Source organism: Microtetraspora glauca (genome assembly GCF_040656155.1).
Classification (GTDB): Bacteria; Actinomycetota; Actinomycetes; order Streptosporangiales; family Streptosporangiaceae; genus Microtetraspora; species Microtetraspora glauca.
Window position 1 is genome coordinate 257746 of record NZ_JBFALK010000008.1, and the last position, 26300, is coordinate 284045.

Sequence of the window (26300 nt, forward strand, 5' to 3'; positions counted from 1 at the left end):
CCTCGCTCGGGGTCGCTCGTGCCTCGCTCCCCGCTCGCTTGTCGGTTACTTCCCCGCCGCGCCCCTCTCTTGTGCCTGAGCATTTGGGGGCGTCTGGAAAACTTGAGCGCGTGGAAGGCTACCTCGGCATCATCGTGATGGTCGTCGTCATCGCCGTGCTGGCGGTGGGCGGCCTGTTCCTGTTCCGGCCCAGAGGCAAAGGCCTCCCCCCGGTGGAGGCGCCGCCCGAGCCGCAGATCCCGGATCTGCGGGTCCCCCCGCAGGAGGGGCCCGTCGACCGAGAGGGTGGCACGACCACCACCCTGCCTCCTCCGGAGGAGGAGCTGCTCAAGGCGCCGGAGATCGAGGTTCCGCCGCCGTCGGCCGGTCGCATGGTACGGCTGCGCACCCGCCTGTCCCGCTCCCAGAACGTGCTGGGCAGGGGACTCCTCGAACTGCTCTCCCGCGACCGGCTCGACGACGACGTCTGGGACGAGATCGAGGAGACGCTGATCACCGCCGACGTCGGCGTCGCCCCGACCCGGGCGATGGTCGAGGAGCTGCGGACCAAGGTGAAGGTCCTCGGCACGCGCACGCCGGACGAGGTCCGCGGCCTGCTCAAGGAGGAGCTGCTCAAGCAGATCTCCCCTGACCTCGACCGCACCCTGCGTACCAGCTCGCACGCGGGACGGCCCGCCGTGCTCCTGGTCGTCGGGGTGAACGGCACCGGCAAGACGACCACGACGGGCAAGCTCGCCCGCGCGCTGGTCGGCGACGGCAACAAGGTCGTCCTGGGCGCGGCCGACACGTTCCGTGCCGCGGCCACTGACCAGCTGCAGACCTGGGGTGACCGCGTGGGCGCCGCCGTCGTACGCGGCCCTGAGGGCGGCGACCCGGCGTCCGTCGCGTTCGACGCGGTGGCCAGGGGCATCGAGGAGAGCGCCGACACGGTCATCATCGACACCGCCGGGCGGCTGCACACCAAGACCGGCCTCATGGACGAGCTCGGCAAGGTCAAGCGCGTGATCGAGAAGAAGGCCGTGGTGGACGAGGTGCTGCTCGTCCTCGACGCGACGACTGGGCAGAACGGCATGCGCCAGGCCCAGGTGTTCGCCGAGGCGGTGAACATCACCGGCATCGCCCTGACCAAGCTCGACGGCACCGCCAAGGGTGGCATCGTCATCTCGGTCCAGCGCGAGCTGGGCGTCCCGGTCAAGCTGGTCGGCCTGGGCGAGGGCCCCGACGACCTGGCCCCCTTCGATCCCGAGGTGTTCGTGGACGCCCTGCTGGGCGACTGATTCCGCGCTCGGCCTCCGGTGGAAGCGCTCGGCCGACTTCGCCACGGCGGCCGAGCGCTCAGGGCCGTGGCGTCCTGGTCTCGCACGTTCAGGCATGTCACGGGACTCCGAGCACATTTCGCTTCCCATTCCGGCGGTGAACCCGCCTCGTCGTAGGCGCTCACGGGCGGGTCCGCACCTGGACCCGCCCGTTTGTCATGCGCGCGGAGCCGGCCGTTCGTCATTGGCCGGGAGCCGCTCGGGCCGTGCTCGGGCCGTGCTCAGGCCGTGTCCCGGCCGAAGCGGGTCGGGGGCGACGGCCTGGGTTGGACCGTGCCGGAAGCCGGCCCAGTTCCTGGGCGATCCACCGTTTATCCGGATTTATCGGGAAATGACCATTACCGGCCAAGGTCTTGTTACTTGACGTGGACCGTGTTGACATGGGCGTCGTTCCCGAGACGCAATCGGAGAGGCCCTGATGAAGAAGGTCGTTGTTCACAAGCCCGGCACGGTCCAGCTTTCCGGCCAGGCCAGCGCCAAGCACCACGCGTGAGCGACGGGCGAGACCGGCCGCCGCACGGCATGGTCTCGCCTTTCCGGGGGCGACGAGGGGAGCCGGTGTGCGTCATCTGTGGGTCCGGGGGCAACGCTGGAACGGGGAACGTGACATTCCTCCGCTCGTCCTGCCCCCGATCGCCGTGGACGGTCGGGCGGGCGGGCCGGTGGACCGCGGGAGAGCCGGGCCGTACACGATCGCGAGCGCTCTGCTCCACGCTCTCGTCCCCCTGGCACGACGAGAGATCGTCGAAGCCCACGACATCGAGATCCGCGCGGCGGCTCCCGGCCTGAGGGACGTGGTCCCGGCTGTACGGGAGTCGGTCGCGGCGCACCTGCCCAAGGCGGAGCGGATCCTCGTCCCCGCGCCACGCCGCACGCTCCGGCTGTCCAACGGGCTCGTGGAGTTCCTCCACGATCACCTGAAGGAGGCCGGGCCCGGTGCGCTCGTCGTCGAGAGAGCGGACGAGGCCGACGAGACGGACCAGGAGTTCCTCGCCGTCCTGCTCCGCAGGATCGACCCCGCGCTGCTCACCGTGGTCGTGTGCGCGGAGGCCGGGGATCCCGTCCTGGCCGGCGCGCTCAACCGGCACGCGCTTCCCGTCGCCGTCGAGACCCCGGACGCCACCCCGGCGTGCGGCACGGCCCCCGCGGAGGCGGGAGCGGGAAGCGCGGTGGACGGCGGCGCCGGAACCGTGGAACGGTACTTCACGGAGGGCTTCCACCACGCGGCGGCCCGGCTCGGGCAGCGTATGCTGCGCGACGCCGACCCGAAGGCCGATCCGGAGGGCTGGTGGTCGCTCGTCCACCGCACCGCGGGTGCGCTCGCGGCCACCGAACGCGAGGATGACGCGCGGGCGCTCCTCGACCGGGCGCGGCGGGAGAGCGCCGATCCGAAGAACCGCGCGACCGCGGCCTACGCGACCGCGATGCTGCTGATGAGGCACCACGACCCGGCGGCACGCGACGTCGGGGAGGCGCTGTCGTGGATCAACGAGGCGGTCGCCATTACCTCGTTGTTGCCCGACCGGCGCGAGCGTGCCTTCCATCTGAGCTTCGACCTGAACGGCAAGGCGCTCGTGGAGACGCGGGCGGGCCGGCCGGACGAGGCGCTCCGGCTGGTGGAACAGGCCATCGCGCTCACCGAGCGTGATCTCGATCCGGGGGAGCACCCCATCCACCGGCTGGTCCTGCGCGCCAACCGAGGGCAGCTCGCCGCGATGCTCGGCGACCCCGAAGCCGCCCTGGCCGACCTGGACGCCGCCATCGCCGCGGATCCGGGATACCCCGACTACTACATCACCCGGGGCAACCTGCTGCACCGGCTCGGCCGTCCCGGAGAGGCGGTCGCCGACTACGAGACGGCGATGCGGGTCGGGCCGCCCTTCCCCGAGGCCTACTACAACCGGGCGGAGATCCGGTTCGAGGCCGGAGACCACGCCGGCGCGCTGGCCGACCTGGACTACGCGCTCGACCTCGACCCGGAGTTCGCCGACGCCTACGCCAACCGGGCCGGTCTCTTCGTCGAGTTCGGCGAGTACGGCAAGGCGCGCGCGGACGCGCTCCAGGGTCTCGCCCTCGACCCCCGCAATCCGTACCTGCTGTGCGCGCTCGGACAGGCGGAGGCGGCCGAAGGCAGGCACGCCGAGGCCAGGAAGGCGTTCGACGCGGGGCTGCACCACGATCCCGCGCTGGCGGCGCTCTGGGCGAGCCGGGGGATGCTGGCGTTCGAGACGGGCGAGCCGGAGCAGGCCGTGGCCGATCTCACCCGGGCGCTCGAATGCGGCGACGACGCGACGATCCGGTTCAACCGGTCGGTCGCGCTCCGCTCCATCGGACGTGAGGAGGAGGCGCGGGACGACCTCGTCAGGGCCGCCGAACTCGCCCCGGAGGACGAGGACGTCCGGCAGGCGCTGGAGCTCAGTCCCCGCCCGCCGTGCTGCCGATCGGCACCACCAGGGGAGTGCCCGCGACGGGATCCGTGATGATCTTGGCGTTCAGGCCGAAGACCTCGGCGAGCAGACTCTCGGTCAGCACCTCGTCCGGCGGTCCGGCGGCGACCACCCGGCCGTCGCGCATCGCCACGAGGCGGTCGGCGTACCTCGCCGCGAGATTCAGGTCGTGCAGCACCATGACGACTGTCTTGCCCGCCCGCGCGTGCAGGTGATGGACGAGTTCGAGCACCTCGATCTGGTGCGCCAGGTCCAGGAAGGTCGTCGGCTCGTCGAGCAGCAGGAGGCCCGTGCCCTGGGCGAGGGCCATCGAGATCCAGGCCCGCTGCCGCTGACCGCCGGACAGCTCGTCCAGCGGCCGGTCGGCGAGATCGAGCAGGCCCGTCCACTCCAGGGCCTCGGCCACCGCGCTCTCGTCGCCGGGCGACCACTGGCGATACCACGTCTGGTGCGGGTGCCTGCCGCGGGCGACCAGGTCGGCGACCGTCAGACCCTCGGGCGCCGCGGGCGCCTGAGGGAGGACGCCGAGGAGCCGGGCGACCTCGCGCGACGGCATCCTGTCGATCCGCTTCCCGTCGAGCAGCACGTGACCGTCCAGCGGCTTGATCAGCCGCCCCAGGGCGCGGAGCAGGGTGGACTTGCCGCATCCGTTCGGACCGATGATCGTCGTGACGGTCCCGCTCTCGACGCCGAGGTCGAGCCCGTCCACGATCACCCGGTCGCCGTAGCCGAGGCGGATGTCGACGGCTTCCAGCCGTGTGTTCAAGAGCGGGCCTCCCGGCGTGCGCGGACGAGCAGATAGATGAGGTAAGGGGCGCCGAGCACGGCCGTGACCACACCCACGGGCAGCTCCGCCGGGGCGAAGACGGTCCGGGCGGCGAGGTCGGCGGCCGACGTCAGGACCGCGCCCGTGACAGCGGAGACGACCAGCGGGGGCTGCGCCACTCCCGCGAGACGCAGCGCGATCTGCGGTGCCGCGAGGGCGACGAACGAGATGGGCCCGGCCGCGGCGACCGCGACCGCCGCGAGCAGCACCGCCCCGAGCAGCAGCAGGGCGCGCGCCGTGTTCAGCCGCACACCGAGCCCGGTCGCCGTCTCGTCGCCGAACCTGAGGGCCGACAGGACACGGGTCCCGACCAGGCAGAGCGGCACCAGCACCGCCAGCGCGTACGCCACGGGAACGACGTGCTCCCAGCCGCGCCCGCTGAGCGAGCCGCTGATCCACACCATCGCCCGGCTGCTGTCGTTCACGTCGCCGGTGGTCATCAACCAGTACTTGACGTTCGTGAAAACGGCGGCGACGCCGACGCCGACCAGGACCAGGCGGTATCCGTCCAGGCCACGCCGCCAGGCGAGCGAGTAGACGATCACCGCGCCCGCCAGGCCGCCGGCCAGCGCCGCGACGGGGACGCCCACGCTCGCGAGGGGTCCGCTGGCCCCGCCGTACACGGTTCCGCTCGCGACGATCACCGCGACCACGGTCACGCTCGCGCCGGAGGTCACGCCGAGGATGTCGGGGCTGGCCAGCGGGTTGCGCGCGATCGACTGGGTGATCGCGCCGGACAGCCCGAGCGCGGCCCCGACCAGCACGCCGGTCAGCGCGCGCGGGAGGCGCAGCTCCACCACCACGAAGTGGTTGCCTCCCGTCCCGGTCAGCGAGTCGACGATCTCGGCGAGCGACAGGGGGAAGTCGCCGATCCGCAGGCTGAGCGCGACCAGGGCCGTGATCAGGACGAGCCCGACCAGCCCCGCGACCACGCCGCGCGGGCGGATCACCCAGGAGACCCGTCCCGCCCGGTAGGGCCGGGCGTGCGGGAGCCGTACGCCGGTCACAGCCGCACCGGCTTCCTGCGGCGTACGAGCATGACGAAGAACGGGGCGCCGAGGAGGGCGAGGACGACTCCGGCCTCCAGCTCGCCCGGCCGGGCGAGGATCCGCCCGGTCACGTCCGCCAGCAGCAGCGCCGCCGCGCCGAGCAGTCCGGAGTACGGCACCAGCTTGCGGTGGTCGGGTCCGGACAGCGCGCGGGCCAGGTGGGGGACGATGAGGCCGATGAACGCGAGCGCGCCGCACGCCGCCACGGCCCCGGCGGTGAGCAGGGTCACGGCGGTGATGCCGAGCGCCCGGGTGGCCGTGACGTTCCTGCCGAGGGAGCGGGCGACGTCCTCGCCGAGGGACAGCGCGTTGAGTCCCGGCGCGTTCGCCATCGCGAGCACCAGCCCGGCCACGATGAACGGCAGGATCTGCCACGCCACGCCCGCGCCCCGACCGGCGATCGACCCCGCCTGCCAGAAGCGGAAGACGTCCATGGCCTGCTCGTCCACGAGAACGAGCCCGGAGGTCAGCGCGTACAGGAAGGCGCTGACGGCGGTTCCGGCGAGCGCCAGGGTGAGCGGGCTCGGGCCGCCCCTGCCGCCGACGGCGCCGATCGCGAAGACGCCGACGCTCGCGATCAGCGCGCCCGCGAGGCCGAACCAGATGTAGCCGTAGATGTCGGAGACGCCGAACACGATGATGGCGAGGACCATCGCGAAGGCCGCGCCCTGGGTGACGCCGAGCAGGCCGGGGTCGGCGAGCGGGTTGCGCGTGTGCCCCTGCATGAGGGCGCCCGCGACACCGAGCGCGACGCCCGCGAGTACGCCGAGGACGGTCCGGGGGACGCGCAGTGAACGGACGATGATGTCGTTCTCCGTACCACCCGGGAACCACAGGGCGTGCCACACGTCGGCGGGCGGCACGGTCTTCGCGCCGATCATGACGCTGAGCACGGCCGCGGCGAGCACCGCGACGACGAGCGCCGCCGGCACGCCCGCCCCCCGGCGCCGCGGACGCAGGGCACTCATGAGTTCGTGATCCCTCTCTCTGTCGCTTGACCTCGACGAGTATGTCAGGCTTAGGTGAGCCTTAGCTAATTTAGGCAGTCCTTACCTAAGAAAGGCTGATTTTTGATGAAAGCGCTTCGCGTCTTGGGTGCCGGGCTCGTGCTGGCCATGGCGGTCACCGCGTGCGGCTCGTCCACTTCCGCGAACGAGACCGGGAACGCGAGCGGAGCCGCCGGAGACGCGACGCAGGCGTCCCAGGCGGGGTTCCCGCGCGTGATCGAGCACGCGATGGGCACGACCGAGGTGAAGGCGCAGCCCAAGCGGGTCGTCGCGCTCGACCAGAGCTTCGTGGACGCCGTCCTGACGCTGGACACCGAGGTCATCGGGTTCACGATGTACCGGTCGATGGGTGAGGAACTGCCCGACTATCTCAAGCCGGTCGCCGCCAACGCCGCGAACGCGGTGACGGTGGGAACGCTGGAGGCGCCGAGCCTGGAGAAGATCGCCGCTCTGAAGCCGGACCTGATCGTGTCCGCGAAGGTCCGCCACGAGGCCCTGTACGACAAGCTCAGCGCCATCGCGCCGACCGTGTTCAGCGAGACCACCGGCGCCATCTGGAAGGAGAACCTCCGCCTGATGGGCAAGGCCCTGGGCAAGGAGGACCTCGCCGAGCAGCGGATCACGGCCTACCAGGAGCGCGCCGCGAAGATCGGCGGGGAGATCAAGGAGAAGAACGGCGGAACGCTGCCGACCATCTCGATCGCCCGTTTCGCCGGTGAGCCGACCGTCCGGCTCTATGTGGAGAACTCCTACTCGGGCGTCGTGCTCAAGGACGTCGGCTTCCCCCGGCCGGAGGGCCAGCCGACCGTCACGGACACGATCATGGTGGCGATCAGTGAGGAGCGCATCGCCGACCTCGACGCCGACCACATCTTCGTGAGCTCGTACGAGGACCCGTCGGTCGCCTCGACCCAGAAGAAGTTCGTGGCCAACCCGCTGTGGGGCAAGCTCAAGGGCGAGAAGCACGACGTCAACGACCAGACCTGGATGACGGCGGTCGGGATGCAGGGCGCGCACGTCATGCTCGACGACCTCGCCACCATCTTCGGCGTGGACCCCGCCAAGCAGGCCTGACGGCCCCGCACCCGCGCGTCCCGCACGGAGCCCGGTGTCCCTCTCAGAGGGGCGCCGGGCTCCGTCGTTCCCGGCCGGGGAGAGTCGACTTTGGTCGGTGTCGGGGTATCCGACCCGGATCTACCCTGAGCCTGTGGAAGCCGCTACCTGCCTGGACTCGGAGGAGGCGGCCGCGCGCCGGCTCACCCCCGGGCCCGCTGTCACGGCGGCGGTGACGGCCGCGGTCGGAGCATTGGTCGCGCTCGCGTTCTGGGGCGGTTCCGACGCGCACGGGGTGGCGACGGTGCTGGTCCTCGACATCGTGACCGGGGTGGCGGGCTGCGCCCTGGTCCCGGTGCTGCTGCGCCGGCCGGTCCTCGGCGGCGTGGCGCTCTCCGTGCTGGCCGCGCTGTCGCCGGTCGCCACCCCGCCGGCCACCGTCGGGGCCTGGTACGTCGCCCGGCGGCGGCGGTTCCCCGTCGCCGCCGCCGTGGCCGCCGCCGGGATCGCGGCACACGCCGTGCAGGGCCTGTGGCGGCCGGCGGGCGGGCTGTCCTACGGCTGGTGGCTGCTGCTGGTGGTCGCCGCGTACGCCGCTCTGGTCGGCTGGGGCGCGTTGGCGCAGGCGCGGCACGGGCTGATCGTGTCGCTGCGCGAGCGGGCCCACCGCGCGGAGGCGGAGCAGGGGAGGCGCGTGGCCGAGGCCCGGCTGCTCGAACGCGCCCAGATCGCCCGTGAGATGCACGACGTGCTGGCCCACCGGCTCTCCCTCCTGGCCACGTACGCGGGGGCGCTGGAGTATCGCCCGGACTCCTCGCCCGAGCAGCTCTCCCGGGCGGCGGGTGTGGTGCGGGCGGGCGTGCACCAGGCGCTCGACGAACTGCGCGGGGTGATCAGCCTGCTTCGTGACGAGGACACGGACACGGAAGGCGGCTCCGGAGAACGGCCGCAGCCGGCGCTGACCGATCTTCCCCGGCTGGTCGACGAGTCCCGGGACGCGGGGATGAGCGTGCGCGTGGACAACCGGATCGCCGATCCCGCCGCGCTGTCCGGCACGGTCGGTCGCGCGGCCTACCGCGTCGTGCAGGAGGGGCTGACCAACGCCCGCAAGCACGCCCCCGGCGAGCCCATCCGGGTGGCGCTGGACGGGCGGCCCGGCGCACGGCTGGTCATCGACATCCGCAACCCGGTGCCCGGCGACCCGGCCGCTCCGCCGGTCGTACGGGGCAGCGGCGTCGGCCTGGTCGGGCTGACCGAGCGGGTCCAGCTCGCCGGAGGGCGGCTCGACCACGAGGTCACCGCCGCCGGGGAGTTCCGCCTGCACGCCTGGCTACCATGGCCGGCGTGACCACGGCCGTGCGCGTCCTCATCGTGGACGACGATCCCCTCGTCCGAGCCGGGCTGACGATGATGCTCGACGGCGCGCACGGGATCGCGGTGGTCGCCGAGGCGGCCGACGGGGACGAGGTGCCCTCCGCGATCGACGCGCACGCGCCCGACGTCGTGCTCATGGACCTCCGGATGCCTCGGGTGGACGGGATCACGGCCATCCACCGGCTCCGGCGCCGCCGGAATCCGCCCCAGGTCATCGTGCTGACGACCTTCGACGCCGACGACGACGTGCTCCTGGCGCTGCGCGCCGGCGCCGGCGGCTTCCTGCTCAAGGACACGCCGCCCCACCAGATCGTCGACGCGGTCCACCGGGTCGCCGCCGGGGATCCGATCCTGTCCCCGAAGATCACTCGCCGGTTGATGGACCGTGCCGCCGCCGAGGCGGGCGCGTACGAACGGGCCAGGAACGCGCTCGCCGCTCTGAGCCCGCGTGAGCGCGACGTCGTCCTCGCCGTGGCCCGGGGCCGTACGAACGCGGAAATCGCCGCCGAGCTCTTCATGAGCGTGGGGACGGTGAAGGCCCACATCACGCACATCCTGGTCAAACTCGATCTGACCAACCGCACCCAGATCGCGCTCCTCGCGCACGACGCCGGCCTCGCCTGACCCCCCGCCGGAGGCGGAAGTCACGACGGGGAGAGGAAGCCGCGGAGATCGTCCAGGTGGGGGGCGATGTCGAGCCCCTGCCGGGTGAGCCACTGGTCGTCGCCGTAGGTGTCCCGGTAGCGCTCGCCGCCGTCGCAGATCAGCGTGACCACGCTGCCCCGCTCGCCCGCCGCCCGCATCTCCTTGATGATCTGTACGGCCGCCGCGACGTTGGTCCCGGTCGAGCCGCCCACGTCCAGGCGGGTGACCTCCTTGATCCAGCGCATGGCCGCGATCGACAGGGCGTCGGGTACCTGGGTCATCCGGTCGATGACCGCCGGCATGAACGATGGCTCGACCCGGGGTCGGCCGATGCCCTCGATCCTGGAGCCCGCCCCCATCTGCTCCTCGCGCGCGACCCAGGACGGGTAGAACGCCGAGCCCTCAGGATCGGCCACGCAGAGCCGCGTCAGGTGACGCCGATATCGGATGTACCGCCCGATGGTGGCGGATGTGCCGCCGGTGCCGGCGCTCACCACGATCCACGAGGGCTCGGGGTGCCGTTCGAGGGCCATCTGGTGGAAGATGCTCTCCGCGATGTTGTTGTTTCCCCGCCAGTCCGTCGCCCGCTCGGCGTAGGTGAACTGGTCCATGTAGTGGCCGCCGGTCTCCCGGGCGAGCCGCCGGGACTCCTCGTAGATCGTGCCGGGGTCCTCCACGAGGTGGCACTTCCCGCCGTGGAACTCGATGATCTCCCGCTTCTCCGGTGACGTGCTCGCCGGGATCACCGCGATGAACGGGAGGCCGAGCAACCGGGCGAAGTACGCCTCGCTGACCGCGGTGGAGCCGCTCGACGACTCGATGATCGTGGTCGTGGGCCCGATCCAGCCGTTGGCCAGGCCGTACAGGAAGAGGGACCGGGCGAGCCGGTGCTTGAGTGAACCGGTCGGGTGGACCGACTCGTCTTTGAGATAGAGGTCGACTCCCCAGTGCGGAGGGAGAGGGAAGACGTGCAGATGGGTGTCGCAGCTGCGGTTGGCGTCCGCCTCCACGGCCTGGATGGCCTCCGCCGCCCAGCGCCGGGTGGCCGGGTCGTGCCGTTCCACGTGTTTCATGCCATAACTCTAGCTAGTGAGCTTTGCCACAATTTCTACAGGATCGAGCATTGAGTGTTATTGTAATGAGACTTACTCGATCGGCGCGTGACTTCGCCGTGCCGATCCACGTCCACGGTGACCCTTCTGACCAGGGAAGACCTTAACGCTTCGCTTACGAGTCCCCTGCAACGATGTCAAGGGACGTAATCGGTCCCGTGCGCCCGCATGGGTTCACGCCGGAGGGGTAGCGGGGGAGCAGTTTCGTAGGGGGATGGACATGATCACGATGACCGATGAACAACGCCAGGCATGGTTCGAACGCGACGTCGTCCCGGTGACCGGTCAGCTCTATGCCTCCGCCATGCGCCTCACCCGCAACCAGGCCGACGCGGAAGACCTGGTCCAGGAGACGGTCGCCAAGGCGTACACCTCCTACCACCAGTTCCGTGAAGGCACGAACCTCAAGGCGTGGTTGCACCGGATCCTGACGAACAACTTCATCAACGACTACCGCAAGAAGCAGCGTTCGCCCAAGCTGTCGGCCGCCGAGGAGATCGAGGACTGGCAGCTCGCGGCTGCGGAGTCGCACATGTCCACCGGTTTGAAGTCCGCGGAGACCGAGGCGCTGGAACAGCTGCCCGACAGCGCCGTGATGAACGCTTTGCGCGCGTTGCCGGAGGACTTCCGCGTCGCGGTCTATCTCGCCGACGTCGAGGGTTTCGCGTACAAGGAGATCGCCGACCGGATGGGCACCCCCATCGGAACGGTGATGTCCCGCCTGCACCGTGGCCGCCGCCAGTTGCGCGGCATGCTCGCGGAGTACGCCCGCGAGGAGGGCGTCGTCCGCGTGCCCGTCGCCGCCTGAGACGGGTCGCTTGAGACAAGTCGCCTGAGACGCTGCCTGACGCGCTGCCTGAGACGCTCGCCTTCCCTGCGCCCGTTCCGTCGCCGCCCGGCGGCCGGGTGGTCAGGCGGGCGGCAGGGCGATCAGGCGGGCGGCAGGGCGATCAGTGCCACCGCGCCCAGCGCGAACCCCACTCCCGCTATCTGCACCCGGTTGAGCCGTTCGTCCAGCACGTATCGCGCGAGCAGCAGCGTGCTCGCGGGATAGAGCGACACCAGGACCGCCACCAGGCTGAGCATGCCTCCCCGGGCGGCCAGCAGGTAGAGGATGTTGGCGGCCATGTCGAGCACTCCGGCCGCGATCGTCACCGGAAGCGCGCCCGGAAGAGGACGCAGCGTCCTGCGCGATACGAGGGCCAGCAGCACGACGAGTGAGATCGACGCGATGCGCGCGCCGGCCAGCGGCCACAGGCCTGAGCCCGCCGGGGCCAGCTTGAGCAGGACGAAGAATCCGCCGAAGCCCGCACCGGACGCCAGGGCGCTCACGATCGGGCCGATCCGCGAGCCGGACGCGGCGGCGGAGTCACGGCTGACCAGGAGAACGGCGAGCAGCCCGAGCACGATCCCGGCCATCGCGGTGAGCGAGGGGCGCTCGCCGAGGACCAGGCCGAACAGCACGGGCACGGCCATCGAGGTCGTCGCCGTGGTCGGCGCGACCACCGACATCATCCCGGAGGCGAGTCCCCGGTAGAAGAGCACGACGCCGACCGCCCCGGCGACACCGGCGGCCATCCCCCACAGCAGCGCCGCGGGGCTCGGCGCGCCGGGCAGGACCGGCATCAGGGCACAGACCAGCAGCAGACCGCCGATCTGGGAGATCACGACGACGGCCAGGACGCGGGATCGTCGCGTGGCCAGGCCTCCGAAGAAGTCTGCCGTCCCGAAGATCACCGCACACGCCGTAGCGAGCGCCACTGCCGTCACCGCGCACCTCACAGTCCATTGAATTGCACTGTTCATACAACAGGTTGAGCGCAACAGATTGCAAATCAGATTCACTAGGCTGTACGCATGCCGGACCTGGAGACGATCAGCGCGGCCATCGCCACGAACGTTCGCGGGCAGCGCGCCCACCGGGGGATGACCCTCGACGAGCTGGCGGCACGGTCGGGGGTGAGCCGCGGCATGCTGATCCAGATCGAGCAGGGGCGGACGAACCCCAGCATCAACACGCTCAGCCGGATCGCGGAGGCCCTGGGCGTCACGGTCGGTCGGATCGTCGAGGTGTCGGAGACCCCGGTCGTGCGGGTCGTCCACGCCGCCGACGTGGTGACCTTCCGGCACGCCGCCGGGGGCGAGGCACGCCTGCTCGTCGGCGCGGACACCCCCGCCATCCTCGAACTGTGGGACTGGCGGTTCGGCCCCGGCGAGCATCACGACGGCGACCCCCATCCGGCGGGAACCCGCGAGATGCTCACCGTGCTGGAGGGCGAACTCACCCTCACCGTGTACGGCAAGAGCCACACCGTGGGCACGGACGAGGCGGTGGTGTTCAACGCGGACCGCCCGCATCGCTACGCCAACGACGGGACCGCCCCGCTCCGCTTCGTGATGGTGGTCATCGAGCCCCGCGAGCAGGCGGATTAGATCCCCGTTCCCAGGTCTCCGAACGGCCCTCGCGCCCCGGCGGCCGTCGTACCCCCCTCGTACCCGAAGCCCCCGCGGCCTCGTACCCGCAGCCCCCGCGGCCTCTCACCCCCGAGGTCCTCGTACCTCCGCGGCACTGCGGCCTCGCGCCCCCGCCTGCGACCGGGTAACGGCGGGTTCAATGACTTTGTCATAGCGTGATGAAGATCGAGGCTTGTGGGTGTTTGGCGGCCCCATGTCCCTGGGAAGTCATCCAACGTGCGATGGAAAGGCGTCTTCGGGGCGGCGCCGGGCGCAACGGTCAGGCCAATATTCCTGCGCGGTAACGGGCTGGAGCCCCATGATTACTCCATGAGTTCTGCTGTGCCGGGACAAAGACTGTTAGACCACTCTTTCCGTGCCGTTCCGTGGCCACGGAGCGTGAGCGATGGCTGAGTCCGCGGACGCGCTGGCGAAGCTGCGGGCCGAGCTCGCCGCTCTCGGCGTTTCCGACGCGTACGAGATCGGGGACGGGGCCACGCTCTCCGTCTGGATCGGTCTCGTCGTGAGCTTCCGGGACGGGGTTTACCGGTGGCAGGAGGCTTCCGTGAAACGCCGCCATGTGGGTAGTGACCCCTCCGGATGCGCCATCAGGGTGGCCCGAAGGTATGCCGAGCTCCGAGCGAACGTGCCGCCCTGGTGGGAGGACCTGGCCAGGGTCATACGGGGGGACAAGGCCAGGGGATATCCCTGATCCCCGCCTGCTCGGGGGGAACATATGCGGGTCGGCCTCGCCCTTCTGTCACTGCTCGTGGTGACGGGATGCGGTGTCGCGTCGATCCTGCGGACGACAGCTCCCGCGCCCCCTCCGACCGCTCCTCCGACGGCCGCTCCGACGACCGGAGGCGCGACGCCCGGACCGGAGACCGTAGACCCGTCCGGCACCGGACAGGCGGGGGAGCCCGGGCGACCGCGCCCCTGGCCGAGCCCGACGGCGCCGGAACCCCGTGACATCAGCTGCGCGCGGACCAGATGTGTGGCGCTGACCTTCGACGACGGGCCGGGGAACTACACCTCGACCGTCCTCGACGTGCTCGCCCGGCATCACGCCAGGGCGACGTTCTTCCTGGTCGGCGAGATGATCGGCAAGGACGACCGGCCGGTGCTGCGCCGCATGGTCGCCGAAGGGCACGAGCTCGGCAACCACACCTGGGACCACCGTGACCTCACCGCGATGAGCGACGCGGGCCTCAGGCGCGAGATCGTCAGGACCGAGAAGCTCGTCAAGGATCTGACCGGCGTCCGCATGCACGGCATGCGCCCGCCGTACGGTGCGACCGACCGCAGGGTGACCGAGGAGACGAGGCGGCTCGGACTCGCGCAGATCCTCTGGGCGATCGACACCCTCGACTGGCGCGACCGGGTGCCCAAGCTGGTGGTACAGCGCAGCACGAAGGCGAAGCCGGGGGACATCGTCCTGATGCACGACATCCACAAGACCACCGTGGAGGCGCTGCCGCGCCTGCTCAAGGTGCTCGACGAGAAGGGCTTCACGTACGTGACCGTGTCCGAATTGTTCGGCCATCTCACGCCGGGGAAGCGGTACTCCGACCGTTGATTCCTCTTTTTGGGGGAAGCCCGGGGCTCCACGCTCGAGGAGGTTCGATGAAGGGCTACGACTTCGAGGGGCCGGCGCTGGAACTGGGCGCGCTGGTGACGGACGGGCGGGCCGACCCCTCCCAGAAGATCAGGATCCCGCTCGCCATGATGAACCGGCACGGCCTGGTCGCGGGCGCCACCGGGACGGGGAAGACCAAGACGCTCCAGATGACGGCCGAGCAGCTCTCCGCCCAGGGGGTGCCGGTCTTCCTCGCCGACATGAAGGGCGACCTGTCCGGCCTCGCCTCACCCGGCGTGGCCTCCGACCGGGTGACCGCGCGGGCCGCGGAGGTCGGCGAGACCTGGTCGGGCACGGCGTCGCCCACCGAGTTCTTCTCGCTCGGCGGCATCGGGGAGGGCATCCCGCTCCGGTCCACCATGACGTCGTTCGGCCCCACGCTGCTGGCCAAGGTCCTCGGGCTCAACGAGACCCAGGAGTCCTCGCTCGGACTGATCTTCTACTTCGCCGACAAGCACGGCCTGCCGCTGCTGGACCTGAAGGACCTGATCGCGGTCATCCAGTACCTCACGGACAATCCGGAGGCGCTGAAGGGGATCGGAGGCCTGTCGGCGCAGACCGCCGGGGTGATCCTGCGCTCGCTGATCAACTTCCAGGCGCAGGGCGCGGACGCGTTCTTCGGCGAGCCCGAGTTCGACACCCATGACCTGCTCCGGGTGACGCCCGACGGAAGGGGCGTGATCTCCATCCTGGAGCTGCCCGCCGTACAGGACCGGCCGCAGCTCTTCTCGACCTTCCTGATGTGGCTGCTGGCGGACCTGTTCGAGGGGCTGCCCGAGATCGGCGATCCGGACAAGCCGCGGCTGGTGTTCTTCTTCGACGAGGCCCACCTGCTGTTCGGCGACGCGTCCAAGGCGTTCCTTCAGTCGATCACGCAGACCGTGCGGCTGATCCGCTCGAAGGGGGTCGGGGTCTTCTTCGTCACCCAGACGCCCAAGGACGTGCCCGCCGACGTACTGGCCCAGCTCGGCTCGCGCGTGCAGCACGCCCTGCGCGCCTTCACACCGCAGGACGCCAAGGCGCTGAAGGCGACCGTGTCCACGTTCCCCTCGTCGTCGTACGACCTGGAGGAGTTGCTCACGCAGCTCGGCATCGGCGAGGCGGTGGTGACCGTGCTGTCAGAGACTGGCGCGCCCACGCCGGTCGCGTGGACCCGCCTGCGCGCGCCGCGGAGCCTGATGGCGCCGTCCGACCCCGCCGTTGTCCGGCAGGCCGTCACCACCTCTCCGCTTCTCCCCAAGTACGGCACGGCGGTCGACAGGGAGTCGGCGTACGAGATGCTGAGCGCCCGGCTCACCCCGCACGCGCCCGCCCCCACGGCACCCGCCGAAACGGCCGAGCGGCCGAGAGAGAGGCGCGAGGAGGCGAGGGAGCGGCCGGGCGAGAAGTCGACCCTGGAGGGCGTGCTCGGCTCGCCCGCGTTCCGGTCGCTGGCGCGGTCGGCCGCGTCCGCCCTCGGCAAGGAGATCACGCGGTCCATCTTCGGGACCGCACGCCGTCGCCGCTGATGTCGAGGAACGCTGACGTCGGTCTGACATCGGTGTGTACGGCTCGCACCCCCCGGGCGAGCCGTACCGGATTCAGCGCGCGATCAGCAGCACCAGCGCTCCGATGATCAACCAGGCGCCGGTCTGCGCGGTGTACAGCATCGTGTTGACGAGTCTCATGACGGATTCCCCCTCTCGTGGAGGCACCGCACCCCCGTGGTGCTCTCCTACAGGCATGGTGCCCCGGGCGGCTTGTGCGCCACTTGGGGGCGGCTTGGGGCATCAGTGGACGACGCCGCAGGCGATCCGGTTGCCGGTGTCGCCGGCCTTCAACGTGGTCGCGTCGGCGCCCGTCGTCCCCGTCACGTCCGCCGGGTGCGTGTAGCGGACGGGGATGTTGCCGTAGTTGTCCGGCAGCGCGTGAATGACGACGGCGCTGCCGTCCGAGTCGGTCAGCTGCGAGACACGGAACCGGTCGGTGACGAACGAGGCGCGGCCGGTGCCGTTCCGGCCCACGAGCAGGGCGGGGAGGTCTCCGGAGTGGTCGCCGTGGTGCCCGGACGCGTCGAGGTCGAGATGCCCGCCGGCCGAGGTGAACGGGCTCCCGGTCACCGGATCGACCGCCTTGGCGTCACACGTGCCGGTGGTATGGACATGGAAGCCGTGATAGCCGGCGGGCAGGCCCCAGACGCTCACGGTGATCCGGGTCGCCTGCGGTCCCTCGTCCTCGATCCGCAGTACGCCGACCCGCTTGCCGTTCGCGTCGCGGAGCGTGGCGTCGAGGGGGCGGGCGATGCGGCCGGGTGTCGCCTCGGCGGCGGAGGATCCGGCGACGGCCCCTCCGAGCATGAGCATCACGGCGAGTGCGAAATGTGTCCTGCCGGGCATGGTGACTCCTGCTTTGTGCGTTGGGTTGCGTTCCGATTACCTTCCGTTACGCAGGAAACCATGCGTGGGCCATGTCGCGGGTGGGAAACGGCGGCCTGGATGGCGTCGTATTGCGCCCTCTTGGCCCCGTCGAGACGATGTGCCCGGCTCGTCGGCGCGCGGTGGGCCGGAACGCAGGCGGCCGCCTGAACCGGTTTCGGTTCAGGCGGCCGGCGTGCGGATCTCCCGGTCGCTGCCCTGCGCGATCAGTTGGCGCGCTTGGCCCGCGCGGCGGTCCGGCCGCGGGTGGCGGCGTCCAGGACGACCTTGCGGATGCGGACGGTCTGGGGAGTGATCTCCACGCACTCGTCCTCGCGGATGAACTCCAGCGCCTGCTCCAGCGACAGGACGCGCGGCGGGATGACCTTCTCGGTCTCGTCCGCCGTGGAGGAGCGCATGTTCGTGAGCTTCTTCTCCTTGGTGATGTTCACGTCCATGTCGTCGGAACGGGAGTTCTCGCCGACGATCATGCCCTCGTACACTTCGGTGGTCGGGGAGACGAACAGCGTGCCGCGCTCCTGCAGGTTGAGCATGGCGAACGCGGTGACAGGGCCGGAGCGGTCGGCGACCAGGGAGCCGTTGTTGCGGGTGCGCAGCTCGCCGAACCACGGCTCGTACGCCTCGAAGACGTGGTGCACCAGGCCGGTGCCGCGCGTCTCGGTGAGGAACTCCGTACGGAAGCCGATCAGGCCGCGGGCCGGGACCACGAACTCCATCCGGATCCAGCCGGTGCCGTGGTTGGTCATGTGCTCCATGCGGCCCTTGCGGACGGCGAGGAGCTGGGTGACCGCGCCGAGGTACTCCTCGGGGCAGTCGACCGTGAGCCGCTCGACCGGCTCGTGCACCTTGCCGTTGATCTGCTTGGTGACGACCTGCGGCTTGCCGACGGTCAGCTCGTAGCCCTCGCGGCGCATCTGCTCGACCAGGATGGCCAGGGCGAGCTCGCCGCGGCCCTGGACCTCCCAGGAGTCGGGCCGGTCCGTCGGGAGCACCCGCAGCGAGACGTTGCCGACGAGCTCCTTGTCGAGGCGGTCCTTGACCATGCGGGCGGTGACCTTGGAGCCCTTGACCTTGCCGACCAGCGGGCTGGTGTTGGTGCCGATGGTCATGGAGATCGCCGGCTCGTCCACGGTGATCAGCGGCAGCGGGCGCGGGTCGTCGGGGTCGGCCAGCGTCTCGCCGATCATGATGTCGGGGATGCCGGCGATCGCGATGATGTCACCGGGGCCCGCCTCCTCGGCGGGCTTGCGCTCCAGAGCGTCCGTCATGAGCAGCTCGGAGATCTTCACCCGCTGGACGGTGCCGTCAGTGCGGCACCACGCGACCTGCTGGCCCTTCTTGATCGTGCCCTGGTGCACCCGGCACAGCGCGATCCGGCCGAGGTAGCTGGACGCGTCGAGGTTGGTGACGTGGGCCTGCAGCGGCGCGGTCGGGTCATAGACCGGCGCCGGAATCGTCGACGCGATCGTCTCGAACAGCGGCTCGAGGTCGTCGGCGTCGGGCATGCCACCGTCCTGCGGCCGGTTCAGCGAGGCCCGGCCCGCCTTGGCGGACGCGTAGACGATCGGGAAGTCGATCTGCTCCTCAGTGGCGTCGAGGTCCATGAAGAGCTCGTAGACCTCGTCGACGACCTCGGAGATCCGGGCGTCGGGCCGGTCGACCTTGTTGATGCACAGGATGACCGGCATCTTGGCGGACAGTGCCTTGCGCAGCACGAAACGGGTCTGCGGCAGCGGTCCCTCGGAGGCGTCGACCAGCAGGACGACACCGTCCACCATGGACAGGCCGCGCTCCACCTCGCCGCCGAAGTCGGCGTGGCCGGGCGTGTCGATGATGTTGAGCGTCATGCCCCCGTGCTTGACCGCGGTGTTCTTGGCGAGAATGGTGATGCCCTTCTCGCGCTCCAGGTCGTTGGAGTCCATGACGCGCTCGTCGACGTCCTGGTTGGCGCGGAACGCCCCGGACTGCCAGAGCATGGCGTCCACGAGCGTGGTCTTGCCGTGGTCGACATGCGCGATGATCGCGATGTTCCGCAGGTCGTCGCGGCTGTTCAATGGCATAGTGGAGTCTCGCTCTGGTTCGTTGGGGCTGTCCGTCCGCGTCCCGGGAACCGGCTCGTGTCCCGTCGCGAGACGCTCTGGCCGCGAGTGCGACCTTCAGATTTTAGTTGATGCCCGTCACCGCCGCGCGCCATGGGCGCACGATCTGGCACATCTCCACGTTTGTCGCCGAAAGTTCCATCGCTGATGGGTTCACGGATGGCGGTCGGCGGCCTGCCCCTGATCTGCGACGAGATCTCGAAGAAGATCACCCTGGCGGGATCGGTCACGTGGCTGGAGGATCGACCTCTTCGATTCACATGATCTGCTCAAAACCACTTTAGCATGTGATTAGCATCATATTTCCGGACAAAACGGAATCCTGGGATATCGGCCGTGTGTTCGTCCTGCCGTTGAATCTCCCCGAAGAAGGACACGACGGTGGCTTTACCCGCGGCGACGCTGCGTTCCCTTCGGCACCGTAACTATCGGTTCTGGGCCGCCGCCGACCTCGTCTCCGTGACCGGGACCTGGATGCAGGTGCTGGGCGTCAACTGGCTGATCCTCTCGGCCACCGGCTCGGCCACCAGCGTCGGGCTCAGCCTCGTGCTCCAGGCGCTGCCCACGCTCGTGCTCGGCATGTGGGGTGGTTCGCTGGCCGACCGGCTGCCCTCCCGGCCCGTCGTGCTGGCCGCGCAGATCGCCCAGGGAGGGCTCGCCCTGGCCCTCGCGATGATCGCGATGGGCGAGCCCCGGTCGATGGTCCCCCTCTATGCCGTGATGCTCGCCTCCGGGGTGGTCAACGCGATCGGCGGCCCCGCTCTCGGCCGGTTCGGCGCGGAGGTCGTGCCGCCCGAGGACCTCCCCAACGCGATGGCGCTCGGTTCGGTGATCAGCTCGGGTGCGCGCATCCTCGGCATGAGCGCGGCCGGCGTGCTGCTCCCGATCACCGGCATGAGCGCCCTGTTCCTCATCAACGCGGCGAGCTTCCTCGCCGTGATCGGCGCGATCTTCGCCATGCGCCGCGACGAGATGCACGTCCTGCCCAGGGCATCCTCCACCGGGGAACGCGGCGTCGGCGAGGGCCTGCGCTACGTGCTGCGCACGCCCTGGCTCCTGGTGCTCCTCGGTCTCGCCCTCGTCCTGGGGAGCCTCGGGCGCAACTATCAGGTCACCATGGCGGCGATGAGCGCGGGCCCCCTGGCCGCCGGCTCCGCGGGGTACGGCGTGCTCTCGACGGTCTTCGCCGTCGGCACGGTGATCGGCGGCGTGGTCGCGGCCGGCCGGGCCCGGCTCACGCTGCGGCTGCTGCTGTGCGCCGCTCTGCTGGCCAGCGCGGTCCAGCTGCTGAGCGGCCTGGCTCCGGGCTTCGTCTCGTTCGCCGCTCTCATGCTGCCCGTCGCCGCGAGCGCGGTCGTGCTCGACACCGCCGTATCGGCGCGTGCCCAGCTGGACAGCCCCGATCACATGCGCGGCCGCGTCATCGCGGTCCTCGGCGTGGTCTCCGCGGCGTCCGGCGCGGTGGGCGGCCCGCTGCTCGGCTGGCTGAGCGACTCCTTCGGCCCCCGGCTGGCCCTCCAGCTCGGCGGCGTCGTGACGGTGGCCGCCACGATGCTCGCCGCCGCCCTGTTCGCCCGCCTCGCCGGCGTACGGCTCGGCACGGCGCTGCGCGAGCCACTGCGGCGGGCCGCGCTGCGCCGCGCGGAGGTCGTCCCCGAACAGGTGTGAGCCGGGGCGCGCCCGCAACCGTGGATCCACGCGGGCGCGCTCCACGGCGGAGACGTTCACGGCGGAGACGTCCTCCTGAGAACCGTGTCGGGAGGCGCCGTTAAGGTTGGGGGACATGACCTTCGCTCCGGCCTTCGCGGCGATGCTGCGCACGTCGGACGGCGTGCGGATCGACGCTTCGCACACGCCCAACGGCTCCCTCGACCTCGGCATCGTGCTCGCCCACGGATTCACCGGATCCTGGCGAACGCGGTGCACGCGGCGCATCGTGCACGTCCTGGCCGGCTTCGGGGGTGTGCTCTCCTTCGACTTCCGCGGGCACGGGCGTTCCACCGGCAAGTCGACGGTGGGCGACCTTGAGGTGCTCGATCTCGACGCGGCGGTGAAGCACGCCAGGTCGATCGGCTACCGGCGGGTAGTGACCATCGGTTTCTCGATGGGCGCGGCCGTGGCCGTACGGCATGCCGCGCTGCACCGGGGCGTGGACGCGGTCGTCGCGGTGAGCGGCCCCGCGTGGTGGTACTACCGGGGCACCAAGCCGATGCGCCAGGTGCACTGGGCGATCGAGCGTCCGGAGGGGCGGCTCGCCGCGCGGTGGATCAAGCGGACCCGGATCGCGACGGGTGAGTGGGACCCCGTGCCGCTGCCGCCGTACGAGGCGGCCGCGCTCATCGCGCCGACGCCGTTCCTGATCGTCCATGGTGACGCCGACCCGTTCTTCCCGCTGGACCACCCGCACGAGCTCTACGGCAACGCCCGCGACCCGAAGGAGATGTGGATCATCCCCGGGTACGGCCACGCCGAGGCGGCGGCGACGCCGGATCTGGTCCGGAAAATTGGTCGCTGGATTTCGCGAACCAAACCCGAATAACGGTCGTCTACCTGAGTTGAACGGATCAAATCCCTCGGGAGTGGTCCAATCCGCCGGTTTGGGGAGATCGGTGTGCACCATTGTGTACTCATGGTGTGGCCCAGCGTCGCGGGGGCGCGCTGGGCGGCCTTCGGTCCCGTACGGCCGGAGCGGTGGCGAGGTGATGCCTCGCACGCCGACGGCCGTGCGGGACCGGTGGGATGTCATCCCGCCCGAGTCAGTCAGCCCCAGTCGGTCAGCCCGAGCCAATCAGCCCGAGCCAATCAGCCCGAGCCAATCAGCCCGAGTCGACCCGGCCGGATGACCCGCCGGACGATCCGGTCAGGTGACCCGGCCCGGTGTCCCGTTCAGCCGAGGCGGGCGATCGACTTGTACTCCAGATAGGCCGACAGGCCCTCGGGGCCGAGTTCCCGGCCGAGCCCGCTCGCCTTGTATCCGCCGAACGGTGTGGACGGCTCCATGGTGTTCATCATGTTGACGCCGTAGGTGCCCGTGCGGACCTGGCGGGCGACGTCCATGCCGTGGTCGGTGTCCGCGGTCCAGACCGAGCCGGACAGCCCGTAGTCGCTGTCGTTGGCGATGCGGATCGCGTCCGCCTCGTCGTCGTACGGGATCACCGCCAGGACCGGCCCGAAGATCTCCTCGCGGGCGATGCGCATGTCGTTGGTCGCCCCGGCGAACACGGTGGGGGCGACGTACCAGCCACGGTCGAACGGCCGGTCGAGGCCGCCGACGACCGTCTTGGCGCCCTCGTCGATGCCGATCCTGATGTATCCCTCGACCCGCTCCTGCTGCCGCCTGGCCACCAGCGGGCCGATGCCCGTGGCCGGGTCGGCGGGGTCGCCGACCTGCTGGCCGACCACCATGTCGGCCACCGCCTGCACGACCTCGTCGTACCGGTTCCTGGAGGCGAGGATGCGGGTCTGCGCGACGCACGCCTGGCCGTTGTTCATGAGCGAGGCGATCGACAGGAAGCCCATCGCGGACGGCAGGTCGCAGTCGTCCAGGATGATCGCCGCCGACTTGCCGCCGAGCTCCAGGCTGCAGCGCTTGAGCTGCTCGCCGCAGATGGAGGCGATCCGACGGCCCGCGGCGGTGGAACCGGTGAAGGCCACCTTGTCGACGCCGGGGTGGGAGACGAGGTGCTCGCCCGCCTCACGCCCGGCGGCCACGATGTTGACCACGCCGTCGGGGATCCCGGCCTCCTTGACCATCTCGGCGAGCAGGTAGGCGTCGAGCGGCGTCTCCGGGGCCGGCTTGACGACGATGGTGCAGCCGGCGACGAGCGCGGGGGCGAGCTTGGTCATGATGACGAACTGCGGGACGTTCCACGGAACGACGGCGGCGACGACGCCGACCGGCTCGCGGCGCACGGTGATGGGGCCGAACATGCCCGGCCGCTCGTCCTCGACGGCGAAGGTCGCGCCCAGCTCGGCGAAGTACTGCAGCATCCCGAGCGGCTGCGGGGCCTGGGCGAGCTGAGAGAACGTGATCGGTGAGCCCATCTCCAGGGTGATCACGTCGGCGATCTCGTTCTGGCGCGCCGCGTAGATCTCGGCGAGCCTCGCGACGACGGCCGCGCGCTCGGCCATGCTCATCCGGGGCCACGGTCCGGCGTCGAACGCCTCGCGCGCCGCGCCGACCGCGCGGTCCATGTCGGCGGCGGTGCCGTCGGGAACCCGCCCGACCACCTCCTCGGTGTGCGGCGACACGACGTCGATGGTCCCGGTGCCCGCGGGGGCCACCCAGTCGCCCCCGATGAAGAGCCTGTCGTGGTGAAGCATGCTGGTCCGCCTCCCGGTCGGGCGTGCCTGATTTGAGCGAATGCTTGTTTGGTTAACAGTCTGTGCGTCGCAGCGGTGCGGGACAAGTACCGACCCGCCATTGGGACCGAATCATGTTCTGTCTGTGCTGGCAAGATGCTCAATTGCTCGCAAATACCGGCAAACAAGAGGAAACATGCACAGGATCGCCCGTTCAGGTGGCGGCTTTCAAGATCATCTTCTATAGTTTCGGACCGTCTGCAGGGGAGGATCACGTGCAACCGGGGCGCTGGGTCGGCCTGGCGGTGATGTTCACCGCGCTCCTTGGCGCGCTCACCGCACCCGGAGCGCAGGCGGCACCGGACGAGCAGGCCAAACTCAAGAAACTCACCCAGGACGCCGCCGATCTCGCCAAGGCGTACCGCGGGGAGATCGTCAGCCTCGACGACACCATGAAGCTCGCGAAGAACGCCTCCGCGCGGTTGACGAAGCTGAAGCGCTCTCAGATCAAGGCCGAGCAGCGGGTGGCCATGTTCGCCCAGACCTCGTACATGGGCGGAGGGTTCGACGCGTCCGAACTGATGCTGCCGCAGACCGACCTCGGCACGTACTCGATCATGTCCTACCTCTCCAGTGAGAAGACGCAGCACCTCAACTCGATCAAGACGCTGATCGCGGAGCAGAAGAAGGCCGCGAAGGACGCCGACGCGAAGATCGCCAAGCTGGAGAGGCACATCAAGGAGCTGAAGGCCAAGCAGCGCGAGGTCGAGGAGAAGCTGGCCAAGTTCGGCTTCCAGACCCCCGGCTCCGCGAGCGGTTTAACCCAGCGGCTGATCACCCTGCGGGGCATCGTCATGCAATCCTTCCCGATGCCCTTCGGGGTGGGCTGCCTGCGCGTGGGCGACCCCGGAGAGCACGGCAAGGGCCGCGCCTGCGACTTCATGATGAGCAACGGCCGCATGCCCGATCCCGTGGCCAAGGCGCGCGGCGACGCCCTCGCCCAATGGTGCATCGACAACGCCGACAAGTACGGGATCATGTACATCATCTGGCAGCAGCGCTTCTATGACATGCGTACGGGCGCGGGCTGGCGGATGATGTCCGACCGCGGTGGCATCACCGCGAACCACTACGACCACGTCCACGTCTCCGTGCTCTGAGCTCCGCGTCAGGGGCCGGCGCGGAGGGCGCGAGTCGCCTCAAGGGCACCCCGAGCCCGCCGCGCCGCAGGTGCGGCCCTCCGGCAGGGATCACTCCGCGATCAGTTGCCTGAGCCAGTGGTAGCTGGCCTTCGGGGTGCGCTTCTGGGTCTCGAAGTCGACGTGGACGAGGCCGAAGCGCTGGTGGTACCCCTCGGCCCACTCGAAGTTGTCGAGCAGCGACCAGATGAAGTAGCCGCGGACGTCCACGCCCTCGGCCTGGGCCCGCCTGATCGCCTTGATGTGACCGTCGAGGTAGTCGATCCGCTCCTGGTCCTCGATCCCGTCGTACGAGCAGCCGTTCTCTGTGATGTAGACCGGCGGGAGCGCGGTGCCGTACCGCTCCTTGAGGGAGACGAGCAGCTCGCGCAGGCCGTCGGGCACGACGGGCCAGCCGAACGCCGTGGTCGGGTAGCCGGTGATTCCCGCGTCGTCGAACGGCAGAAGGTCGGTGGACGGCGCGGAGATCCGCGTGGGGTTGTAGTAGTTGATCCCGAGCCCGTCGAGCGGCTGCGCGATCGTCGCCAGATCCCCGTCGTGGATGAAGTCCAGATTCTCCACTCCGAACGCCGAGAAGTCGGGATAGGAGCCGACGAAGAGGGGGTCGTTGAACAGCCGGTTGTGCATGGTGTCGTAGGCGGCCGCGGCGGCGAGGTCGGCCGGGTCGTCCGAGGCCGGCCACACCGGCGTGCAGTTGTTCGTGATAAGCACCTGCTCGGCGCCGTTCGCCCGCAGCGCCGCCGTGGCGAGGCCGTGCCCGAGAAGCTGGTGATGGGCGACGGGCAGGGCGTCGAGGAGCAGCGTACGGCCCGGCGCGTGGACGCCCATGGCGTACCCGAACGTCATGTGCACGATGGGCTCGTTGAGGGTGATCCACATTTTGACCCGGTCGGACAGTCGCTCCGCCACTATGGCCGCGTAATCCGCGAAATATCCGGATGTGTCGCGGTTCAGCCAGCCGCCCTCGTCCTCCAGCGCCTGGGGCAGGTCCCAGTGGAACAGCGTCAGCGCGGGGGTGATGCCCTTCTCGCACAGGCCGTCCACCAGCCGGTCGTAGAAGTCGAGCCCCGCCTGGTTGACCTCGCCCCGTCCGGTGGGCTGGATCCGCGGCCACGCGACCGAGAAGCGGTACGCGTTGAGGCCCGCGTCGGCCATCAGCGCGACGTCCTCCGGCCAGCGATGGTAGTGATCACAGGCCACGTCGCCGGTGTGCCCGTCCCGGACCTTCCCGGGCTCGTGGGAGAACGTGTCCCAGATCGAGACGCCGCGTCCGTCCTCGGAGACCGCGCCCTCGATCTGGTAGGAGGCGGTAGCCGTACCCCAGAGGAACATGTGCCACCCTTTCGGATATGAGTGACGCTCATGTT

Annotated in this window: 22 protein-coding genes; 13 read left to right on the plus strand and 9 right to left on the minus strand. The window is 70.3% G+C overall.

The window, feature by feature from the left end; genetic code table 11:
- Nucleotides 1-110 precede the first annotated feature (110 nt).
- Both ftsY and AB0I59_RS17205 read left to right on the plus strand, forming a co-directional pair.
- A complete protein-coding gene (gene ftsY, locus AB0I59_RS17200; protein WP_435830986.1) occupies nucleotides 111-1277 on the plus strand; it encodes a signal recognition particle-docking protein FtsY in 1167 nt (388 codons plus the stop codon).
- A 599-nt stretch (nucleotides 1278-1876) separates the two neighbouring features.
- Entirely contained in the window at nucleotides 1877-3796 is a 1920-nt protein-coding gene (locus AB0I59_RS17205; RefSeq protein ID WP_358133739.1) for a tetratricopeptide repeat protein, read from the plus strand.
- Here the strand turns inward: AB0I59_RS17205 and AB0I59_RS17210 are convergent.
- Genes AB0I59_RS17210 through AB0I59_RS17220 form a run of 3 tightly spaced genes read right to left on the minus strand, consistent with a single transcriptional unit; the run spans nucleotide 3732 to nucleotide 6606 of the window.
- The gene (locus AB0I59_RS17210; RefSeq protein WP_061255022.1) at nucleotides 3732-4529 is read right to left on the minus strand and encodes an ABC transporter ATP-binding protein; all 798 of its coding nucleotides are present in this window, start codon (nucleotides 4527-4529) and stop codon (nucleotides 3732-3734) included. The genes AB0I59_RS17205 and AB0I59_RS17210 overlap by 65 nt on opposite strands.
- On the minus strand, nucleotides 4526-5596 hold the full coding sequence (locus AB0I59_RS17215) for a FecCD family ABC transporter permease (protein ID WP_358133742.1): 1071 nt from the start codon (nucleotides 5594-5596) through the stop codon (nucleotides 4526-4528). The genes AB0I59_RS17210 and AB0I59_RS17215 overlap by 4 nt, the downstream gene beginning before the upstream one ends.
- The gene (locus AB0I59_RS17220) at nucleotides 5593-6606 is read right to left on the minus strand and encodes a FecCD family ABC transporter permease (protein ID WP_061255020.1); all 1014 of its coding nucleotides are present in this window, start codon (nucleotides 6604-6606) and stop codon (nucleotides 5593-5595) included. The genes AB0I59_RS17215 and AB0I59_RS17220 overlap by 4 nt, the downstream gene beginning before the upstream one ends.
- A gap of 105 nt (nucleotides 6607-6711) precedes the next feature.
- Here AB0I59_RS17220 and AB0I59_RS17225 point away from each other — a divergent pair, with 105 nt between their 5' ends.
- The 3 genes from AB0I59_RS17225 to AB0I59_RS17235 all read left to right on the plus strand — a co-directional run bounded on the left by AB0I59_RS17225 (nucleotide 6712) and on the right by AB0I59_RS17235 (nucleotide 9696).
- Complete coding sequence (locus tag AB0I59_RS17225) at nucleotides 6712-7719, plus strand: ABC transporter substrate-binding protein (RefSeq protein WP_358133745.1); 1008 nt, start codon at nucleotides 6712-6714, stop codon at nucleotides 7717-7719.
- Between the two features lie 133 nt (nucleotides 7720-7852).
- Complete coding sequence (locus AB0I59_RS17230; RefSeq protein WP_358133748.1) at nucleotides 7853-9046, plus strand: sensor histidine kinase; 1194 nt, start codon at nucleotides 7853-7855, stop codon at nucleotides 9044-9046.
- The gene (locus AB0I59_RS17235; RefSeq protein WP_061255018.1) at nucleotides 9034-9696 is read left to right on the plus strand and encodes a response regulator; all 663 of its coding nucleotides are present in this window, start codon (nucleotides 9034-9036) and stop codon (nucleotides 9694-9696) included. The genes AB0I59_RS17230 and AB0I59_RS17235 overlap by 13 nt, the downstream gene beginning before the upstream one ends.
- A 20-nt stretch (nucleotides 9697-9716) precedes the next feature.
- Here the strand turns inward: AB0I59_RS17235 and AB0I59_RS17240 are convergent, their stop codons facing one another.
- Complete coding sequence (locus tag AB0I59_RS17240; RefSeq protein ID WP_061255017.1) at nucleotides 9717-10790, minus strand: PLP-dependent cysteine synthase family protein; 1074 nt, start codon at nucleotides 10788-10790, stop codon at nucleotides 9717-9719.
- Between the two features lie 259 nt (nucleotides 10791-11049).
- Here AB0I59_RS17240 and AB0I59_RS17245 point away from each other — a divergent pair, with 259 nt between their 5' ends.
- The gene (locus tag AB0I59_RS17245; protein WP_061255234.1) at nucleotides 11050-11637 is read left to right on the plus strand and encodes a sigma-70 family RNA polymerase sigma factor; all 588 of its coding nucleotides are present in this window, start codon (nucleotides 11050-11052) and stop codon (nucleotides 11635-11637) included.
- Between the two features lie 122 nt (nucleotides 11638-11759).
- Here the strand turns inward: AB0I59_RS17245 and AB0I59_RS17250 are convergent, their stop codons facing one another.
- A complete protein-coding gene (locus AB0I59_RS17250; RefSeq protein ID WP_061255016.1) occupies nucleotides 11760-12599 on the minus strand; it encodes an EamA family transporter in 840 nt (279 codons plus the stop codon).
- A gap of 87 nt (nucleotides 12600-12686) precedes the next feature.
- Between AB0I59_RS17250 and AB0I59_RS17255 the strand changes: the two genes are divergently transcribed.
- The 4 genes from AB0I59_RS17255 to AB0I59_RS17270 all read left to right on the plus strand — a co-directional run bounded on the left by AB0I59_RS17255 (nucleotide 12687) and on the right by AB0I59_RS17270 (nucleotide 16427).
- The gene (locus AB0I59_RS17255; protein WP_061255015.1) at nucleotides 12687-13262 is read left to right on the plus strand and encodes a helix-turn-helix domain-containing protein; all 576 of its coding nucleotides are present in this window, start codon (nucleotides 12687-12689) and stop codon (nucleotides 13260-13262) included.
- A 427-nt stretch (nucleotides 13263-13689) separates the two neighbouring features.
- Nucleotides 13690-13995, plus strand: a complete 306-nt coding sequence (locus AB0I59_RS17260) for a hypothetical protein (RefSeq protein ID WP_061255014.1) — start codon at nucleotides 13690-13692, stop codon at nucleotides 13993-13995.
- 282 nt (nucleotides 13996-14277) lie between these two features.
- Nucleotides 14278-14859 carry a polysaccharide deacetylase family protein gene (locus tag AB0I59_RS17265; protein ID WP_358133754.1) on the plus strand — a complete coding sequence of 194 codons (582 nt, stop codon included), beginning with the start codon at nucleotides 14278-14280 and terminating at the stop codon, nucleotides 14857-14859.
- A gap of 47 nt (nucleotides 14860-14906) precedes the next feature.
- On the plus strand, nucleotides 14907-16427 hold the full coding sequence (locus tag AB0I59_RS17270) for a helicase HerA-like domain-containing protein (protein ID WP_061255012.1): 1521 nt from the start codon (nucleotides 14907-14909) through the stop codon (nucleotides 16425-16427).
- Between the two features lie 261 nt (nucleotides 16428-16688).
- Here the strand turns inward: AB0I59_RS17270 and AB0I59_RS17275 are convergent, their stop codons facing one another.
- Together AB0I59_RS17275 and typA are read right to left on the minus strand one after the other, a co-directional pair.
- Complete coding sequence (locus AB0I59_RS17275) at nucleotides 16689-17294, minus strand: superoxide dismutase family protein (protein ID WP_358133758.1); 606 nt, start codon at nucleotides 17292-17294, stop codon at nucleotides 16689-16691.
- Between the two features lie 245 nt (nucleotides 17295-17539).
- Nucleotides 17540-19393, minus strand: coding sequence for a translational GTPase TypA (gene typA / locus AB0I59_RS17280; RefSeq protein ID WP_061255010.1), 1854 nt, complete (start codon nucleotides 19391-19393; stop codon nucleotides 17540-17542).
- Between the two features lie 420 nt (nucleotides 19394-19813).
- Here typA and AB0I59_RS17285 point away from each other — a divergent pair, with 420 nt between their 5' ends.
- Together AB0I59_RS17285 and AB0I59_RS17290 are read left to right on the plus strand one after the other, a co-directional pair.
- Nucleotides 19814-21100, plus strand: coding sequence for an MFS transporter (locus tag AB0I59_RS17285; RefSeq protein WP_358133761.1), 1287 nt, complete (start codon nucleotides 19814-19816; stop codon nucleotides 21098-21100).
- A 115-nt stretch (nucleotides 21101-21215) separates the two neighbouring features.
- The gene (locus tag AB0I59_RS17290; RefSeq protein WP_358133764.1) at nucleotides 21216-21971 is read left to right on the plus strand and encodes an alpha/beta hydrolase; all 756 of its coding nucleotides are present in this window, start codon (nucleotides 21216-21218) and stop codon (nucleotides 21969-21971) included.
- A 347-nt stretch (nucleotides 21972-22318) separates the two neighbouring features.
- On the opposite strand, the gene AB0I59_RS17295 is transcribed toward AB0I59_RS17290, so the two are convergent.
- Nucleotides 22319-23755 (minus strand): aldehyde dehydrogenase, encoded by a 1437-nt coding sequence (locus AB0I59_RS17295; RefSeq protein WP_358133767.1) that lies wholly within the window; start codon nucleotides 23753-23755, stop codon nucleotides 22319-22321.
- Nucleotides 23756-24009: 254 nt separating this feature from the next.
- Between AB0I59_RS17295 and AB0I59_RS17300 the strand changes: the two genes are divergently transcribed.
- Nucleotides 24010-24894 (plus strand): coiled-coil domain-containing protein, encoded by an 885-nt coding sequence (locus AB0I59_RS17300; RefSeq protein ID WP_063818730.1) that lies wholly within the window; start codon nucleotides 24010-24012, stop codon nucleotides 24892-24894.
- 90 nt (nucleotides 24895-24984) lie between these two features.
- On the opposite strand, the gene AB0I59_RS17305 is transcribed toward AB0I59_RS17300, so the two are convergent.
- Nucleotides 24985-26265 carry a GH1 family beta-glucosidase gene (locus tag AB0I59_RS17305; RefSeq protein WP_061255008.1) on the minus strand — a complete coding sequence of 427 codons (1281 nt, stop codon included), beginning with the start codon at nucleotides 26263-26265 and terminating at the stop codon, nucleotides 24985-24987.
- Between the last annotated feature and the right edge of the window lie 35 nt (nucleotides 26266-26300).

Coding starts and splice junctions, on each gene's coding strand:
- AB0I59_RS17225 (WP_358133745.1), top strand. CDS start 6,712: ATGAAAGCGCTTCGCGTCTTGGGTGCCGGGCTCGTGCTGGCCATGGCG.
- AB0I59_RS17260 (WP_061255014.1), top strand. CDS start 13,690: ATGGCTGAGTCCGCGGACGCGCTGGCGAAGCTGCGGGCCGAGCTCGCC.
- AB0I59_RS17240 (WP_061255017.1), bottom strand. CDS start 10,790: ATGAAACACGTGGAACGGCACGACCCGGCCACCCGGCGCTGGGCGGCG.
- AB0I59_RS17220 (WP_061255020.1), bottom strand. CDS start 6,606: ATGAGTGCCCTGCGTCCGCGGCGCCGGGGGGCGGGCGTGCCGGCGGCG.
- AB0I59_RS17305 (WP_061255008.1), bottom strand. CDS start 26,265: ATGTTCCTCTGGGGTACGGCTACCGCCTCCTACCAGATCGAGGGCGCG.
- AB0I59_RS17255 (WP_061255015.1), top strand. CDS start 12,687: ATGCCGGACCTGGAGACGATCAGCGCGGCCATCGCCACGAACGTTCGC.
- AB0I59_RS17290 (WP_358133764.1), top strand. CDS start 21,216: ATGACCTTCGCTCCGGCCTTCGCGGCGATGCTGCGCACGTCGGACGGC.
- AB0I59_RS17275 (WP_358133758.1), bottom strand. CDS start 17,294: ATGCCCGGCAGGACACATTTCGCACTCGCCGTGATGCTCATGCTCGGA.
- typA (WP_061255010.1), bottom strand. CDS start 19,393: ATGCCATTGAACAGCCGCGACGACCTGCGGAACATCGCGATCATCGCG.
- AB0I59_RS17245 (WP_061255234.1), top strand. CDS start 11,050: ATGATCACGATGACCGATGAACAACGCCAGGCATGGTTCGAACGCGAC.
- AB0I59_RS17295 (WP_358133767.1), bottom strand. CDS start 23,755: ATGCTTCACCACGACAGGCTCTTCATCGGGGGCGACTGGGTGGCCCCC.
- AB0I59_RS17235 (WP_061255018.1), top strand. CDS start 9,034: ATGGCCGGCGTGACCACGGCCGTGCGCGTCCTCATCGTGGACGACGAT.
- AB0I59_RS17270 (WP_061255012.1), top strand. CDS start 14,907: ATGAAGGGCTACGACTTCGAGGGGCCGGCGCTGGAACTGGGCGCGCTG.